Consider the following 15,074-nt stretch of genomic DNA (forward strand, 5'->3'; position numbering starts at 1 on the left):
CGCCGCCAGCGTTCGTCCTGAGCCAGGATCAAACTCTCCAATAAAGTTTGTTACTGGTTCAAAGCTGGCAAATCATTTAATGATAGACTCATTAACGCTTTCGCTGTTCAGTTTTCAAAGAGCATTTCGCGCTATCAAGCGCTCCGTTTCCAACTACATAATTTTGTAGTGGTGCCGGCGATAGGACTTGAACCCACAACCCCCTGATTACAAGTCAGGTGCTCTACCAATTGAGCTACACCGGCATTTGATTCATTCGTTTTCGTTGTGTGCGTTTCGTGTGTGTCCCGCTCACGAAATTTAATATAGCACGTATAAAATTTAAATGCAATAGAAAATCTAAAATAATTTCATTCAAAATAAAAATCGAACAAAAAAAGAGCAGTGGGATCGATTCCCCACTGCTCTTTTCTTCTATATATTATCCCGCTCGAAAACCCTCTCCCAACACTTCCTGAGCAGGGCACAAAATAATGAATGCATCGGGATCCACCGAACGCACCATAATTTTCAGCTTGCTTACTTCACTTTGGCTGACAACTGCCATGAGCACCTTGCGCGCGTCTCCGGTATATCCACCTGCACCATCCAGCAAAGTGACACCACGGTCCAAATCGTACAAGATGGTTTCTCTCAGCGTATCTGTTTCATTCGAAATGATATAAGCGACTTTGGAGGTATTCCACCCCATCTGAACAATATCAATCGTCTTGCTGGTCACAAACAACGCAATAAGTGCATACAATGCTTTTTCCGGATCGAATACAATCCCCGCAAACAAGATCACTAGCCCATCAAACACAGCTACACATGCGCCTAAGCTAATTCCTGAGTATTTGTGGAGGATTTGCGATGCAATTGAAAAGCCACCCGTTGATCCTCTCCCCCGAAACACGATACCAATCCCTAGCCCAACCCCGATTCCTCCATAAATACTTGCAAGCAGAAGATTTGTGGTTAACGGTTGCAGGTGACTGGTCAGCATGACACACAAAGGGAGAACAATCGAACCAACCGCCGCCTTCATACTGTATTGCCGATCGAGAAGTCTGAAGCCTAATAGAAACAAAGGAATATTCAATGCCCATTGCACTACTGCTGGAGAAAACCCAAACAAGTTATGCAAAATCGTAGACAGCCCAGAAACTCCACCAGAAGCAATTTGGTTTGGATTCAGAAACAAATTGAAGCTAGTTGCCAATACAAGCGATCCTAGAACCAGCATGCCGTATTCGAGTATTTTTCGCTGAGGACTGTTCATTTGGATTGCGGTTCGTCTTTTTCGTGCCACATGGTTCCACTCCTGACATTATCACGTAAGCAAAATCCGCACATACACTACCATGTTTTGGTGGAAAAGAAAACCCCTATTTCCTCATCCCTTCTATGTAAGATTTACGCATCCCCCAGAAACATGCACCCTCAAACCATGAGCCGGATAAGATATGGAAAGAAAAAGTTGACTGCACACAAAATAAAAAAGATAATTACAATATAGTAATTATTACAAACTAAGAACGGGGTGACCTGTAATGGATCATCATATTGTCAGTGTCACACAACAAGCCAAGCATCTAGGAAAAAGATTGACCGTCCAAAGAAGAGCCGTACTCCTTCTTATGCTTACTACTCAGAAATACTATACAGCCAAAGACGTTTATCATGCTTTGAAAAACGAAATGCCAAACATCACACTCTCAACCGTTTACACCAGCCTGCGCTTTTTCGTGAAAATGGGTATTCTCAAGGAGCATGTTCACCACGACTCCCCCAATCAATTTGAATGTGTGGTAACGATGGACGACATTCAGTTGCCAGAAGTCATTTGATTCCTATTCCTTTTCCACAACGCAAAAAACTCCTGAAGTCATCAGGAGTTTTTTTGTATGCCGTCAGCTATTAAAAATCAAAGTTATCCGGGTCTGGACCAACTCGGTGATTTTGGTTCAACGCATGAATCATTTCCATGTCCTCTTTCGACAGTTCGAAATCAAATACGGATGCATTCTCGACGATTCGATGCTCTTTGGTCGACTTTGGAATAGTTACGACGCCATTTTGCAAATCCCAGCGAATAATGATTTGGGCAATGGACTTCCCGTATTTTTCTGCAATTCCTTTTAGTACTGGATTGTCCAATAGTTGGCCTTGCATAAGCGGAGACCATGCTTCAAATTGAATCCCTTGATCCTTGCAGAAAGCACGCAGTTCATCTTGGGACAAGCGCGGATGGAATTCCACTTGGTTGACCATCGGCTTAATTTCAGCGTCTTTAAGCAGTTCCTCTAAATGATGAACGTGGAAATTACTTACCCCGATTGCTTTTACCAACCCTTTTTTGTACAGCGCCTCTAATGCTCTCCATGCTTCTTTGAACTTTCCTTCTACCGGCCAGTGAATGAGGTACAAGTCCAAGTATTCCAGTCCGAGTTTTTTTAGGCTCGTCTCATATGCTTGCAACGTGGATTCATACCCCAAATCCGCATTCCATACTTTCGAGGTAACAAAAAGATCTTCTCGAGTGATGCCCGCTTCCTGCAAACCTGCACGGATTCCACGGCCAACACCTTCTTCATTATTATAAATAGCAGCTGTATCGATACTGCGGTAGCCATGCTTGATTGCTGTTTTTACCGCTTGCTCGAGCTCCTGGCCTTCCTCTACTTTAAAAACACCCAGACCCAACCAAGGCATTTTTACTCCATTGTACAGTGTAGTCGTATCTTGCAAATTTTTAGGCATAACTTGTCTCCTCCATTCTTGGACTCTATGTTAGTATGACTGTTTCCAGTCACCTAATGTGCTTCATGTCGTTTGACAAGTGTTATTATGAGATAGACTAACGAAAAGGAAAAGTACGCACTTTTTTGTGTGATAGGCACTAATAAGTACCTATCATTCAGGGGGAAATCAACAATGAAGAAGAAGTATAACATTTCAGTGGAAGCTACACTTGAGGTCATCGGCGGTAAATGGAAATGCGTTATTTTGTGTCACCTGACTCACGGAAAAAAACGTACAAGCGAGTTGAAACGACTAATGCCGGGCATTACGCAGAAGATGCTGACGCAGCAACTTAGAGAGCTTGAAGAGGATGGCATCATCAACCGCATCATTTACAATCAAGTTCCGCCAAAAGTGGAATATGAGCTCAGCGAGTACGGCTGGACCTTGAAAAGTATTCTCGATTCGCTCTGCTTATGGGGCGAAAAGCATATCATTAAGGAATACGGCGATAAGTATGCTGTATTGGAAGAAAGTATCTTAAATCGTTAATCGAACGGGAGTAGGTGGAGTGCCTTGGGAGCAATCGAAACGCCTGTCTTGCGAAAATTGGGAAGCTCAGACCTGATGCTTTCTCCTCTCGGCCTCGGCTGCTGGCAGTTCAGCAATGGACACGGAATGGTGGGGAAGTTTTGGCCTGTCATTGGACCTGACGATGTTTTAAAAATTGTGCAGACGAGTTTGCATGGGGGCATTAACTGGTTTGATACGGCAGAAGTATACGGCAAAGGTCAATCAGAACAGATGCTGGCAAAAGCATTAAACGACACCGGCCCACTAGCCGATTTCGCTCATATTGCGACGAAATGGTGGCCTGTACTGCGCACCGCCAAAAGCATCGGGAACACAATCGACGAGCGCATTCGTTTGCTCGACAACCGTACCATCCATTTGCATCAAGTCCACCAGCCCTACTCCTTGTCCTCGGTTGCAAGCGAAATGAATGAAATGGCCAAGCTCGTCAAGCAAGGCAAGATTCAGAACGTGGGCGTCAGCAATTTTTCCGCCAAAAGCATGCGAGAAGCCGATCGCGTATTGCGCGAGCATGGTCTCCGTCTCATCTCCAATCAAGTGAAATACAGCCTGCTGGACAGACGAATCGAACAAAACGGGATTCTGGATACAGCAAAAGAGTTGGGTATTGCAATTATCGCCTATTCTCCGCTTGAGCAAGGGATTCTAAGCGGCAAGTTTCATAAAAATCCTGCCCTTGTCCAGTCCATTACAGGACCCCGAAAATGGACAGCCCCCTTTCGTTCCGCCGGACTCAAAAAATCCCAGCCGCTTATCACGGTCTTGGAGGAGCTTGCACGCAAATACGATGCATCCGCTACACAAATTGCTTTGAACTGGTTGATCCACGCTCATGACGAAACGGTCTTTGCGATTCCAGGCGCGTCCAAAGTCCATCATGCAAAGGAAAATGTCAAAGCCATGCGATTTTCTTTGACCTCATCAGAATTGCAAGAGATCGATGAGGTTTCCAAACAAGTTCTGTCCTTCAACAAGTAAAAAAGCTGCCGATCTAATCGACAGCCAAAATGGTGTAGTCATACACAGCTCTTCCCAGTAATCCTAGTGTGTTCAGAGCGGATTGAGCGGTTACATCTTTGGATAAGGCCGTAATGGAAAAGCAGCGATTGTTCGTATACAGCAAGCCTACATCATGCTGTCTTCCGGTATCCCAGCCCGATTTACACGGCATTTCCCATGCAGGATAATTGGATTCTTTCTCATTTGGCAATTGGGACGGCAGACCATTACGGACTTGCTGCTTTTTCATAATGGCAATCATCTCTTTGCAGGCACGCTGAGACAGATAACTACCCGTTGCCAAATGACCTAGCATACTCGCAACATCCCCAGCGGTTATCTTATTGTTTTCTGTGATATCAAGTGGATAAATCATGAGTTTTCGTGAATAGCAGCTTTGGCGCATGCCCAAATCAATCATGGTCTGATCAATCTGCGCTTTTCCTACCAAATCAATCAGCATGTTTGTCGCCGTATTGTCGCTCTGAATAATCATGAGGGTCACCAAGTCGCGAATCGAAAGCTTCAAGCCTGGAGATAGCACGTACAACACCCCCGATCCCCCCACCAGATCCTCTTGGCGTAAAACAAGCTGATCATCCAATTGAAAATGCCCCTGCTCACTTGCTGCGTAAACGGCAGCCATGATCGGCACTTTAATGACACTCTCCGCAATAAACAGCTCGTCCGGTGCATATTCAAAACGGATTCCTTTAGCTGAACCCTGTTCCTCCACAACGACGCCCCAAGTACCCTCCGCTTGTCCGATAATGGCCGACAACCTTTTTTCCAGCTCCACAGCTTTTCTTCCCTTCTCCCGTTGCTCGTAGTTTCTTGACGCTTCCCTATTATCATACTATTGCGAAAACAATTCGAACAAGAGACGGTACCAGCTTGCGGTTCGTTTATCCATCCTGAATTTGGAAATAATACGTAAGATAAACCTACGGACAAGGTGAGGCATCATGCAGAACTCCGATAAGATTGGCAGCCGTCAATTTGTCATTCTCGTCACATTCATCACCATAGGAGACTCCATCTTGATCTTGCCTTCCGTACCTGCGACTGAAGCGAGTCACGATGGATGGCTATCAGGATTAATCGGCATGGTGCTGGGGCTGGCCATCGTATACTTGTTTTGTGTAGTCGGTCGCATCTACCCCGAACAAACGCTAATTGAAAAGAACAAGCTCATATTTGGACGGTGGATCGGCGTGTTCTTTTCTCTCTTCTTTTTGGGAGCTATATTAATAAACGGCGCTGTCTATATACGGACGATCGGAGAATTCATGACCACACACATAATGAAAGCAACCCCCATCCACGCTGTCATGTTTTTACTCGTTGCCTGCGCCATATACGCCGTTCGATTAGGTCTTGAAGCTTTTGCGCGTACCAGCGAAATCTTTTTCCTCTGGTTTGTCCTTACGTTCGTTACATTTTTTCTTTTGTTAAGCCCTCAGTTTCAATTCGAGAATCTTTTCCCCTTCTTGGAAAATGGCTTTAAGCCCGTCATAAGAGGTGTATTATCCGTGACCGCTTTTCCCTTCTCGGAGCTGGTTATTATCCTCATGATTACTCCACTCCTGGATGCAAAGCAAAAGCTCACGTCTGCTTTTTTGCGAGGAGCTATATACGGTGGAGTTTGTCTGCTTGCCATCATCTTTTTATCACTATTGGTACTCGGCCCGGAATTGGTTTCTCGTGAGACTTTTCCGAGCTACTCCCTCGCCAAACGAGTCCAAGTAGGAGAGTTCTTTCAAAGGCAGGAAGCGATGATGGCTCTCATGTGGTTTGTCTCCATTTATTTCAAAGTCGTACTGTATATGTATGGTTTCTGTGTAGGTATAAAGCAGCTTCTCCATTTAAAGGAGCATCAGCCGCTCACCTTGCCCATATGCATCTTATTTGTCGCCATCGCGATTATCATCGTTCCAAACGAAGCTTTTTTATACGAAACGTATACGTACTGGCCGTTCTTTGATTTAACAATAGGGTTCTTGTATCCGCTGATTCTCCTCGTCGGTTACTGGATACGAAAGCAAATGAACAACAAGCCGACTCCCCTCCAGAAGTAAGGTGTCGGCTTGTTTTATGCTTACAGTAGTTGTTTGATGGCTGCCACCCGCTCTGCATCGACGTATCGGAGAGCCTGTCCTTCTTCTCGTACTGCTGATCCAAAATGAACCTCTTTGACACCCGTACGTTTCACGAGGTCTCCCACGTTAGCCAGCGACAATCCGGTTCCTGCCAAAATCGTGAGTTGTGTGTTCTCTGTCAGCTTGACGAGCTGCTCGATGCAATCAGCTCCCTCAACAGCCGTTTTTTTGCCCCCAGAAGTAAGAATGGTACGGACTTGGGGATATTCCATGAGAATACGCGCTGCTTCGATTTGATCCACAGCATCATCAAACGCACGATGGAACGTCACATTCAACGCACCTGACTCTCCAAGCAACAGCTCCAACCCCCGCTGATCGAGCTTATATTCTGGAGTCAGCATGCCGAATACGACACCTGTAGCGCCAAGTTCACGGATGATACGTACATCCTGTCGCATGACCGCAAGTTCTTCTGCTGTATAGCAAAACGATTGGCTATGCGGTCGTACCATGACGTTTACCGGGATAGAAACCGCCTTGACCACTGCCTCAATCAATCCCCAGCTCGGAGTAATACCTCCCTCCAAAATTCCCGAGATGAGCTCCAATCTGTCAGCCCCGCCTTGCTCTGCACGCTTTGCATCCTCAACTGAAGTCGCAATCACTTCCACTAGCATGATTCTTCGCCTCCGTTTTTAGCATTTGTTCAAAACAAAAACTGGTCGTTTCTCCCCAACCACCAACTGATTGTCGTTTTTAATGGCTTTTGGCGCCAGCGCATGCAGTCGGTCGATGGTTTCCAGATTTTCATACTGAATCTGCTCCAAGATCGATGCGATAATAAGCGGCCATACTAATTCAGAGCCATTCAGTACCTTAAGCGAGAAGCTGAGTCTCTCTTTTTTCAAAGCAAAGCCGTATACGCCCATCGCTCCGCCTTTGGCGATTATATTTTCATCCATTAAAAGCGCTGTACAGACGAAGTTGTGACTGGCTATGATCTCGGGACTGCTAGTCATCCAACCCGTGACTCTCTCTACTGCCTCACGCGTCTCGTGATCCTCGATCAGATCCGGGCACGCCAGCTTTAGATATGCGATCGCCAGGTTCTTGAGCGGCAGCGCAAAAACCGGGAAGCCACAGCCGTCTACGCTTAGCTGAACCTGCTCTTTCGGATAGTCAGCCAGGTCGGCAAACACCTTCAATGCCTCCTGTTGCGCTGGATGCTCTGCCTTGAAGTAATCATAAGTGGAATATCCTTGATCCTTCGACAATGCCAAGTACCCCAAATGCTTTCCCGCACAGTTATGAAAGAGCCTACGCTTTTCTATGCCTTGGGACAAGCAATTAGACTTCGGCTCCTCGTTGAGCGGATATGTCGGGCAAGTTAGCAATTCGTCTTCCTGAATGCCGGTCTTTCGTAAAATCGACTCCAAGCCTTCCATATGATAGACTTCACCACGATGTGAGGCCGCAAAGAGTGCTGCTTCGCTGTTATTCAGTCCGAATTTTTCATCAATTTTACGTTTGGCAATGGGAATGGCTTGAAAGGGCTTAGCTGCTGAGCGCAATAAGGTGATATGATTCACGTCGCCCGCCCGATAAGCCACCTCTCCTTTTTCATTCACGCCACACACGATGCCGTTATGTACGTTCTCCAGAATGCCACCGCGATATTCTTCCACTAATGGGACGTCTCTCATCAAAATTACCCGCTCCACTCCATGTTGATCGATTATGAAAAAAACACTAGCAGTAGCACCCTCCATCCGTCAATCTTTTTCCAATCGATAATCCCCCACTTCGGCGCTGATTGTTGTATAATGTCTCAAGGCACCCACTTGGGCTGCACAAATAAGAAATCCGTGCATCTGCACGGGAGAGGTTCGCGAACTCCCTCTATAAAAAACTAAGCCGGATAACAGTACCTTTCTTTGGTATTGTTATTGTTTTTTTGCAGGAAAGTTCAAGAACTCTCTTTCTTCGATACTTCAAAAGGAGATGGAGAGCAATGATGAAAAAGGAAAAAGCCGTTGTCGTCTTTAGCGGAGGTCAGGACAGCACTACCTGCCTGTTTTGGGCGAAAGAGCAATTCGGCGAAGTAGAAACCCTCACGTTTGACTACGGGCAGCGACACAAGCTGGAGATCGAGTGCGCCCAGCAAATTGCCGCAGAACTCGGCGTCAAAAACTCCGTATTGGACATGAGCCTGTTAAACCAGCTCGCGCCCAATGCACTCACCCGCACAGATATTGACATTACCCAGGAAGAAGGCCAATTGCCATCCACGTTCGTTGACGGACGCAACCTGTTGTTCCTTTCCTTTGCGGGCGTTTTCGCCAAGCAACGAGGAGCACGTCACTTGATTACCGGTGTATGCGAAACGGATTTTAGCGGTTATCCCGACTGCCGTGACGCCTTTATCAAATCACTCAATGTGACATTGAATTTGTCGATGGACTATCCGTTTGTGATTCATACGCCGCTGATGTGGCTGAACAAAGCACAAACGTGGAAACTGGCGGACGATCTGGGTGCCTTCTCTTATATTCGCGAAAATACCCTCACCTGCTATAACGGCATCAAAGGAGACGGCTGCGGCGAATGCCCTGCCTGCCACCTGCGAAAAGCCGGACTAGACACGTATCTTTCCGAGAAAAATCAACCTGGAGAACAAGCCTGATGAGCGCGAACTTTGATTTTCGTATCGTCGATCGCATGCAGGCACTGGGTACCCATATTCAAAAATCACAGCTTCGCTACCATAATAAACGCGTTTTGGTAAGCAAGGAATTTACTTTTGACGCTGCACATCATCTGCACGCCTATGAAGGAAAGTGTAAAAATCTCCACGGCCATACGTACACGGTCGTCTTCGGCATTAGCGGTTTTCCGGATGAGATTGGACTCGTGATCGACTTCGGCGACATCAAGCAAATCTGGAAAGAGCACATCGAAATCTATTTGGATCACCGCTATCTGAATGAAATGCTCCCACCGATGAATACCACTGCCGAAAACATGGTCGTGTGGATTTTTGAAGAGATGGAAAAGCAATTGCAGTCAGATGCCTACCACGACCGCTACAATGGCGCTCGTGTGGAGTTCGTTCGCCTGTTCGAGACACCGACCAGCTATGCTGAGGCAAGACGGGAGTGGATGACGGAATGATCCCGGTCTTGGAAATATTCGGCCCTACGATTCAGGGCGAAGGAATGGTTATCGGACAAAAAACGATGTTTGTGCGAATAGCTGGCTGTGACTATCGTTGCAACTGGTGCGACTCCGCTTTTACATGGGATGGATCTGCCCGTGATGAAATCCGGCAAATGTCGCCCGAGGCGGTCTGGGAGGAGCTCACTCGCTTAGGCGGGGACCGTTTTTCTCATGTCACGATCTCTGGGGGAAATCCTGCGCTTTTGGCTGGCATCGGTGACTTAATCGCCCTTTTGAAAGAGCATGGCATTCGCACAGCAGTCGAAACACAAGGCAGCAAGTGGCAAGCGTGGCTTCCTCAGATAGACGACATTACGATTTCACCGAAGCCGCCCAGTTCCGGGATGGAAACAGATTTTCAGGCGCTTGATCGAATTGTACACGAGCTTTTGGAACAAAAACATCCAGGACTTAGCCTGAAAGTGGTGGTTTTCGACGACGCCGACTTTGCCTATGCACGCACTATTCATCAGCGTTTTCCAGAGGTTCCCTTCTACTTGCAGCCAGGAAACAATGATCTGACGGACGTTGATACGCCTCGGCTTCGGGATAAGCTTTTGGAGAGTTTTGAATGGCTGATCGATCAGGCGATGGCGACACCTGACATGAATGACGCGAAGGTTCTGCCCCAACTGCATGCGCTTGTCTGGGGCAATAAACGAGGCGTTTAAACGATATTTTACTATCTAAGAAAAGAGGACTGTACTCATATGGCACATCAACAAGAACGCGATTTATCCTCCCTCACTCTTTTGGGGAATCAAGGGACAACGTACAACTACTCCTATGACCCGAGCGTATTGGAGTCTTTTGACAACAAGCATCCGTACCGCGATTATTTTGTAAAATTCAACTGCCCGGAATTCACTAGCCTGTGCCCGATTACCGGACAACCAGACTTTGCGACAATCTATATCAGCTACATTCCTGACATCAAAATGGTAGAGAGCAAATCGCTCAAGCTGTACTTGTTCAGCTTCCGCAATCACGGCGATTTCCACGAGGATTGCGTCAACGTTATCATGAACGATTTGATCAAGCTGATGGACCCGCGCTACATCGAGGTATGGGGCAAGTTCACTCCGCGCGGCGGCATCTCGATCGATCCGTATTGCAACTACGGGAAACCGGGGACGAAGTACGAGGAGATGGCGAGCCATCGGATGATGAATCATGATATGTATCCGGAGAAAGTCGACAATCGGTAGAGAGTGATTGCTGTGAACACAGAAAAACCCTTATTTACAATAAGGGTTTTTTCCATTTCCAATAGGTAATTAAGGTCTTGATCGTTGGTGTGATTCTACTCCTTCTGCTACGTTTTAGTGCGGAAGGAGGTGATTACCATGACCAAGCATCTGTATTTCTATGCGAGTTTCGAAGATGCAGCGCGACTCAATCGGGAGTTGATTCAGCTCGGCTACAGGAATTACTATCTGGAGCCACATGAACATCTGGTTGCTTTTGTTTTTGAACCAGTGACCGAAGTGAGTCAAGCGATCTTGAGACACTTGTTTCATGCAGATGGTCCATCGCACCTAGACAACTAGCTTTGCAGTACTGGTGCTCCTCATGTGAGGGGCATCGGTACCTCCATCTACACGGTCGTTCATCTTATGTTCATGTTCAACGATTACACTTACAAGCGTAGTCAAAAGAAATGAACAGGAGATGATCTTACTTGTTAGCAGCAGCCGTGATTTTTATAAATCTTGCTCTCATTGCCTATACGATTGGGGTATGGAGCGAAAAACGTTCAGGAGAGCTAAAGTTAAGACACCTTATCTTTTTCGGTCTTGGCTTAGCATTCGATACGATCGGAACTACGTTTATGAAATTGCTTGCTGAGAATTCCAGTTTAAATTTGCATGGCATTACTGGGTTGATCGCTCTGATCTTGATGTTTTTCCATACAGTGTGGGCCTGTGTCGTCCTATGGAAAAAGAAAGAACATCAAATCAAGCAGTTTCATAAATTTAGCTTGATCGTATGGATTTTATGGCTAGTACCTTATTCTATCGGCGTCGCTTTAAGCTTTATGAAATAGGGATACTCTCAATTACGCTCCAAGGTCGAACAATCTAACCTTCCTCAACCCTCTCAACCGATGAGAGGGTCTTTTGCTTTTCTACCATTCGACAATATCTCCTAGAGTAATCGGAACGATAATCGTATAAAATGTAATAAATTAGTATTTTTAGAAATATACACCTTTTAACTATGGCTCGATGATCGTTTTCTAAACAACATTCACCATTTCAGAAAGGTTGATGATCATGTTTAAAAAAGCACTTATTATCCTGTCATTAAGTTCAGTCGTCGTAGTCCCCTCTCTAGCCACACAAGTCCAAGGGGCAGCGCTCCCTACACAGGAAAAGGTAACCACCTACGCTTCCAATAAAAAAATCAGAAACGCCATATCTGGTGAAGAAATCTGGGTGTCGCTTACCTCACCTATTCCAGCCGGATGGGTTATCGTTAGAACTTTAGGAACGCAGAACCTGATCAAGAATATGAACGGTGCTTCTTATGGCACGGAGGTAGAGGTGCTGCTAGCTTCGCCTATCCCAAAAGGATGGGTCATGGTTCGAGCCTTTCGAGGATCGAATGTAATCAAGAATATGAACGGTGCTTCTTATGGTACGGAGATAGAGGTGATGCTCGCCTCGCCTATTCCTGAAGGATGGGTCATGGTTCGAGCCTTTGGAGGATCGAATGTAATCAGAAATGTTAATGGTGCTTCGTACGGCACGGAGGTAGAAGTGATGCTCGCTTCTCCTATCCCAAAAGGATGGATCATGGTTCGAACCTATGGAGGATCGAATGTGATCAGAAATATCAATGGTGCTCCTAACGGAACACAGATTGAGGTACTCCAAGCCTCGCCTGTTCCTGAAGGATGGATCATTATCAGTTCGGGTGGAAATAGGAAAGTGATCAGGAAAGTGGGCTAAAACAAAGCGCACAGGGCATATATCTAGTCCGCAGGCTGACGTCGAAATGCAATCGGCATCAGCTTGTGGGCTTTTCTTTACTCATAAGTTTCCATCAATGGAGGAATATATAAGAGAAGCAAACGTCCTAAGGAGGCCAATAATGAGCACGTTTTACGAGAAATATGGTGGCGAAGATACGGTCGCAAAAGTAGTGGACTACTTTTATGATTTGGTCTTAGCTGATGACACCGTGAACCACTTTTTCAAAGACACCGATATGGAAAAACAGCGTAAACACCAAACAAAGTTCATCAGCTATGCCCTCGGTGGTCCGAATCAATATTCTGGCCAGTCCATGGCAAAGGCTCACGAAGGAATGAATCTGCAACCCGTTCATTTTGATGCTATCGTTGGGCATCTGCGTGAGGCCTTGACTCACTTTGGTGTAAGCGAAGAAGATATTGCCGATGCTCTCGGCAAAGTAGGATCACTACGGGATGATATTTTGTATAAATAACCGCGTATCAAAGCGCCTGATGCAATGGTTCAGGGACCCCCTTCCGTTCCCGGATCAGTTCCTCTCAGTGGCCCTCGTTTTCGAGTGGCCATTTTTAGTTTGTTCATACACATTTTGTAAAACTCTTAGCAACTCTATATAATAGGAGCAATATTTCAACAATGGAGGCAGATTCGCAAATGGAAGATCAATATTTTGTTGGTTGGGGTACATTGGCCCTCATCAACGCTGGACTAGCTCAAGGAAAAAACCGTAGCGGTCTTAACTGGTTTTTTCTCTCTTTATTTATTGGCCCTATCGCAACGTTAATCATTGTAGTCTGGGAAAAACTGCCTGAGCAGAAAGACTTGTCTCAGTGAGGCATATTGATTAGGAGGCAATCATGTTGCAAATTCGAAATGTGCAAGAGCAAGACTACCTCAAAGTTATTACGGTCCTCAACGATTGGTGGGGTGGGCGACAAATGTCTGATATGTTACCCAAGCTGTTTTTTATCCATTTCCAGTCAACGAGCTTTATTGTTGAAGAGAATGGAGAAGTCATCGCTTTCCTCATCGGCTTCTTGTCCCAGACGTTGCCCGGCGAAGCTTACATTCACTTCGTTGGTGTGCATCCCGACAAGCGAAAAGATGGATGGGGGCGCGAATTATACCACCATTTCTTTCAAACCGTAAAACAAAAAGGATGCGATACGATTCGATGTATTACTTCTCCTGTTAATAAAGGCTCAATCTCCTTCCACACCAAGCTAGGTTTTGCAGTTGAAAAAGGAGATAGCATGGTGGATGGGATCGATGTCACTTCTAATTACGATGGAAAAGGAAACGACCGGGTTACTTTTGTTAAGAAGATTTAATCTCATTGAAACCTTTTTACCTTTTTCACGTAATTACAGTTAAATTATCCCAAAAACAGCAGGTGGTTCTCATTCTTAAAGCACTTGGTTTTGGCACGGCTTTGCAGATTCTATGTTTGATCATAGCGATAACGACTGGGAACATCGATCAAGCGGGCAATTATGCCGAGTACCTTGCATTTGGTCTCCTTACACTAGCTGGACTAATGGTTTATAACGCCCTTAGCTCCCCTTCAGCCTATTACAAAGAACATGAAGTGCAAGATTATAAAAGCAGATGGAAATGGACCTTTTATTTCCTGCTCGCCTCTGTTCCCAGTGGCATTTTTGCTGTCATCTTTTTCAGCTTTTTTGCTTAATTCCTTTTGTTTCACAAGCTTCTCTCTTCATTTACGTAACCAAAAAGCACCGTTTCACGTACTAACCAATAGCCACACCAAAGTAATCTTTCACGTGGAAGGATGCGGTCTGATTTGAAAAGCGCAAAAGAAATATGGGGCTGGACCAAAACATTGGGTATCTCCCTTTCACTCGCGATGCTAGTTAACATATTTGTCCTCCAACCTTTTAAAGTGAATGGACAATCGATGGAGCCTACACTGCAAAACGACGAACGCATATACGTGTCGAAATTGTCCCACACATTCTCTTATCTCCCTGAGTACAACGACATTGTCGTGATCGACAGCCGTGTAAACCGAGATCGTACGTTAAAAGATGACGTTCTTGAAAATCCTCTGCTCATGCTCGCCATGGGGAAAAAAGAAGCCAAAACATTCTGGGTAAAAAGGGTCATCGGCAAACCTGGTGATACTTTGGAGTTTAAGAACGAGAGCCTATATCGGAATGGACAGCCGTTAAACGAGCCGTACATAAAAGAAAAAATGGTCGATGTACCTGATGCCAAAATCGTCATACCAGAAAATCATGTGTTTGTGATGGGAGATAATCGTAACAATAGCGATGATAGTAGAGTCATTGGCGTGATTCCACTCGACCATATCATGGGGAAAAAACTGTTTTAATCAGACGAGAGCCTTTTTCAATGAGGAAGGCTCTCGTTCTTTTTCAACGCATAGACGAATGTCCGTTTCGAAACGCCTGACAAACGCATTTACTAGTGATAAATG

General features: G+C 45.6%; 21 protein-coding genes, 1 tRNA gene and 1 riboswitch. Of the genes, 15 read left to right on the plus strand and 7 right to left on the minus strand.

Going from position 1 to position 15,074, the window contains the following annotated elements:
• Positions 1-169: 169 nt before the first annotated feature.
• A tRNA-Thr gene (locus tag M3630_RS21480) sits at positions 170-245 on the minus strand.
• Between the two features lie 176 nt (positions 246-421).
• Positions 422-1,291, minus strand: coding sequence for a YitT family protein (locus M3630_RS21485; protein ID WP_221868006.1), 870 nt, complete (start codon positions 1,289-1,291; stop codon positions 422-424).
• Positions 1,292-1,532: 241 nt separating this feature from the next.
• Between M3630_RS21485 and M3630_RS21490 the strand changes: the two genes are divergently transcribed.
• Complete coding sequence (locus tag M3630_RS21490) at positions 1,533-1,829, plus strand: Fur family transcriptional regulator (RefSeq protein WP_221868005.1); 297 nt, start codon at positions 1,533-1,535, stop codon at positions 1,827-1,829.
• Positions 1,830-1,899: 70 nt separating this feature from the next.
• Here the strand turns inward: M3630_RS21490 and M3630_RS21495 are convergent, their stop codons facing one another.
• Entirely contained in the window at positions 1,900-2,742 is an 843-nt protein-coding gene (locus M3630_RS21495; RefSeq protein ID WP_173610231.1) for an aldo/keto reductase, read from the minus strand.
• A gap of 174 nt (positions 2,743-2,916) precedes the next feature.
• Here M3630_RS21495 and M3630_RS21500 point away from each other — a divergent pair, with 174 nt between their 5' ends.
• Entirely contained in the window at positions 2,917-3,276 is a 360-nt protein-coding gene (locus M3630_RS21500; RefSeq protein WP_173610230.1) for a winged helix-turn-helix transcriptional regulator, read from the plus strand.
• A gap of 75 nt (positions 3,277-3,351) precedes the next feature.
• Positions 3,352-4,296 carry an aldo/keto reductase gene (locus M3630_RS21505; RefSeq protein WP_251253597.1) on the plus strand — a complete coding sequence of 315 codons (945 nt, stop codon included), beginning with the start codon at positions 3,352-3,354 and terminating at the stop codon, positions 4,294-4,296.
• Between the two features lie 13 nt (positions 4,297-4,309).
• Here M3630_RS21505 and M3630_RS21510 read toward each other — a convergent pair whose 3' ends face one another.
• On the minus strand, positions 4,310-5,116 hold the full coding sequence (locus M3630_RS21510; RefSeq protein ID WP_251253453.1) for a serine hydrolase: 807 nt from the start codon (positions 5,114-5,116) through the stop codon (positions 4,310-4,312).
• 166 nt (positions 5,117-5,282) lie between these two features.
• Here M3630_RS21510 and M3630_RS21515 point away from each other — a divergent pair, with 166 nt between their 5' ends.
• Positions 5,283-6,395, plus strand: a complete 1,113-nt coding sequence (locus tag M3630_RS21515; RefSeq protein WP_251253454.1) for a GerAB/ArcD/ProY family transporter — start codon at positions 5,283-5,285, stop codon at positions 6,393-6,395.
• Positions 6,396-6,415: 20 nt separating this feature from the next.
• On the opposite strand, the gene M3630_RS21520 is transcribed toward M3630_RS21515, so the two are convergent.
• The gene (locus M3630_RS21520; RefSeq protein WP_251253455.1) at positions 6,416-7,096 is read right to left on the minus strand and encodes a copper homeostasis protein CutC; all 681 of its coding nucleotides are present in this window, start codon (positions 7,094-7,096) and stop codon (positions 6,416-6,418) included.
• Between the two features lie 18 nt (positions 7,097-7,114).
• Positions 7,115-8,122 carry an asparaginase gene (locus M3630_RS21525; RefSeq protein WP_251253598.1) on the minus strand — a complete coding sequence of 336 codons (1,008 nt, stop codon included), beginning with the start codon at positions 8,120-8,122 and terminating at the stop codon, positions 7,115-7,117.
• Positions 8,123-8,294: 172 nt separating this feature from the next.
• Positions 8,295-8,338, plus strand: a riboswitch (PreQ1 riboswitch).
• 95 nt (positions 8,339-8,433) lie between these two features.
• Between M3630_RS21525 and queC the strand changes: the two genes are divergently transcribed.
• From queC to M3630_RS21575, 10 genes are all read left to right on the plus strand, one after another.
• Positions 8,434-9,102: a 7-cyano-7-deazaguanine synthase QueC gene (queC, locus tag M3630_RS21530; RefSeq protein ID WP_173610257.1), complete on the plus strand. Its 669-nt coding sequence runs from the start codon at positions 8,434-8,436 to the stop codon at positions 9,100-9,102.
• The gene (gene queD, locus M3630_RS21535) at positions 9,102-9,590 is read left to right on the plus strand and encodes a 6-carboxytetrahydropterin synthase QueD (protein ID WP_251253456.1); all 489 of its coding nucleotides are present in this window, start codon (positions 9,102-9,104) and stop codon (positions 9,588-9,590) included. Before queC ends, queD begins: the two co-directional genes overlap by 1 nt.
• Positions 9,587-10,306, plus strand: a complete 720-nt coding sequence (queE, locus tag M3630_RS21540) for a 7-carboxy-7-deazaguanine synthase QueE (RefSeq protein WP_251253457.1) — start codon at positions 9,587-9,589, stop codon at positions 10,304-10,306. Before queD ends, queE begins: the two co-directional genes overlap by 4 nt.
• A gap of 39 nt (positions 10,307-10,345) precedes the next feature.
• The gene (gene queF / locus M3630_RS21545; protein ID WP_007729714.1) at positions 10,346-10,843 is read left to right on the plus strand and encodes a preQ(1) synthase; all 498 of its coding nucleotides are present in this window, start codon (positions 10,346-10,348) and stop codon (positions 10,841-10,843) included.
• A gap of 138 nt (positions 10,844-10,981) precedes the next feature.
• Positions 10,982-11,185: a hypothetical protein gene (locus M3630_RS21550; RefSeq protein WP_016738696.1), complete on the plus strand. Its 204-nt coding sequence runs from the start codon at positions 10,982-10,984 to the stop codon at positions 11,183-11,185.
• A 131-nt stretch (positions 11,186-11,316) separates the two neighbouring features.
• The gene (locus M3630_RS21555; RefSeq protein WP_251253458.1) at positions 11,317-11,682 is read left to right on the plus strand and encodes an HsmA family protein; all 366 of its coding nucleotides are present in this window, start codon (positions 11,317-11,319) and stop codon (positions 11,680-11,682) included.
• 229 nt (positions 11,683-11,911) lie between these two features.
• A complete protein-coding gene (locus M3630_RS21560; RefSeq protein ID WP_251253459.1) occupies positions 11,912-12,589 on the plus strand; it encodes a hypothetical protein in 678 nt (225 codons plus the stop codon).
• Positions 12,590-12,731: 142 nt separating this feature from the next.
• Positions 12,732-13,088: a group I truncated hemoglobin gene (locus tag M3630_RS21565; RefSeq protein WP_251253460.1), complete on the plus strand. Its 357-nt coding sequence runs from the start codon at positions 12,732-12,734 to the stop codon at positions 13,086-13,088.
• 179 nt (positions 13,089-13,267) lie between these two features.
• Positions 13,268-13,447: a hypothetical protein gene (locus M3630_RS21570; protein WP_173610220.1), complete on the plus strand. Its 180-nt coding sequence runs from the start codon at positions 13,268-13,270 to the stop codon at positions 13,445-13,447.
• Between the two features lie 26 nt (positions 13,448-13,473).
• Positions 13,474-13,944, plus strand: coding sequence for a GNAT family N-acetyltransferase (locus M3630_RS21575; protein ID WP_251253599.1), 471 nt, complete (start codon positions 13,474-13,476; stop codon positions 13,942-13,944).
• Between the two features lie 233 nt (positions 13,945-14,177).
• Here the strand turns inward: M3630_RS21575 and M3630_RS21580 are convergent, their stop codons facing one another.
• Positions 14,178-14,318 (minus strand): hypothetical protein, encoded by a 141-nt coding sequence (locus M3630_RS21580; RefSeq protein WP_251253461.1) that lies wholly within the window; start codon positions 14,316-14,318, stop codon positions 14,178-14,180.
• An 87-nt stretch (positions 14,319-14,405) separates the two neighbouring features.
• On the opposite strand from M3630_RS21580, the gene lepB reads away from it, so the two are divergent.
• The gene (gene lepB / locus M3630_RS21585) at positions 14,406-14,969 is read left to right on the plus strand and encodes a signal peptidase I (protein ID WP_251253462.1); all 564 of its coding nucleotides are present in this window, start codon (positions 14,406-14,408) and stop codon (positions 14,967-14,969) included.
• Positions 14,970-15,074: the final 105 nt, after the last annotated feature.

The organism is Brevibacillus sp. MER 51 (genome assembly GCF_023714195.1).
In the GTDB taxonomy this organism is placed as follows: Bacteria; Bacillota; Bacilli; order Brevibacillales; family Brevibacillaceae; genus Brevibacillus.

Coding starts and splice junctions, on each gene's coding strand:
- M3630_RS21570 (WP_173610220.1), top strand. CDS start 13,268: ATGGAAGATCAATATTTTGTTGGTTGGGGTACATTGGCCCTCATCAAC.
- queF (WP_007729714.1), top strand. CDS start 10,346: ATGGCACATCAACAAGAACGCGATTTATCCTCCCTCACTCTTTTGGGG.
- M3630_RS21505 (WP_251253597.1), top strand. CDS start 3,352: ATGCTTTCTCCTCTCGGCCTCGGCTGCTGGCAGTTCAGCAATGGACAC.
- queE (WP_251253457.1), top strand. CDS start 9,587: ATGATCCCGGTCTTGGAAATATTCGGCCCTACGATTCAGGGCGAAGGA.
- M3630_RS21500 (WP_173610230.1), top strand. CDS start 2,917: ATGAAGAAGAAGTATAACATTTCAGTGGAAGCTACACTTGAGGTCATC.
- M3630_RS21495 (WP_173610231.1), bottom strand. CDS start 2,742: ATGCCTAAAAATTTGCAAGATACGACTACACTGTACAATGGAGTAAAA.
- M3630_RS21550 (WP_016738696.1), top strand. CDS start 10,982: ATGACCAAGCATCTGTATTTCTATGCGAGTTTCGAAGATGCAGCGCGA.
- M3630_RS21520 (WP_251253455.1), bottom strand. CDS start 7,096: ATGCTAGTGGAAGTGATTGCGACTTCAGTTGAGGATGCAAAGCGTGCA.
- queD (WP_251253456.1), top strand. CDS start 9,102: ATGAGCGCGAACTTTGATTTTCGTATCGTCGATCGCATGCAGGCACTG.
- M3630_RS21515 (WP_251253454.1), top strand. CDS start 5,283: ATGCAGAACTCCGATAAGATTGGCAGCCGTCAATTTGTCATTCTCGTC.
- M3630_RS21560 (WP_251253459.1), top strand. CDS start 11,912: ATGTTTAAAAAAGCACTTATTATCCTGTCATTAAGTTCAGTCGTCGTA.
- queC (WP_173610257.1), top strand. CDS start 8,434: ATGAAAAAGGAAAAAGCCGTTGTCGTCTTTAGCGGAGGTCAGGACAGC.
- M3630_RS21490 (WP_221868005.1), top strand. CDS start 1,533: ATGGATCATCATATTGTCAGTGTCACACAACAAGCCAAGCATCTAGGA.
- M3630_RS21565 (WP_251253460.1), top strand. CDS start 12,732: ATGAGCACGTTTTACGAGAAATATGGTGGCGAAGATACGGTCGCAAAA.
- lepB (WP_251253462.1), top strand. CDS start 14,406: ATGCGGTCTGATTTGAAAAGCGCAAAAGAAATATGGGGCTGGACCAAA.
- M3630_RS21525 (WP_251253598.1), bottom strand. CDS start 8,122: ATGAGAGACGTCCCATTAGTGGAAGAATATCGCGGTGGCATTCTGGAG.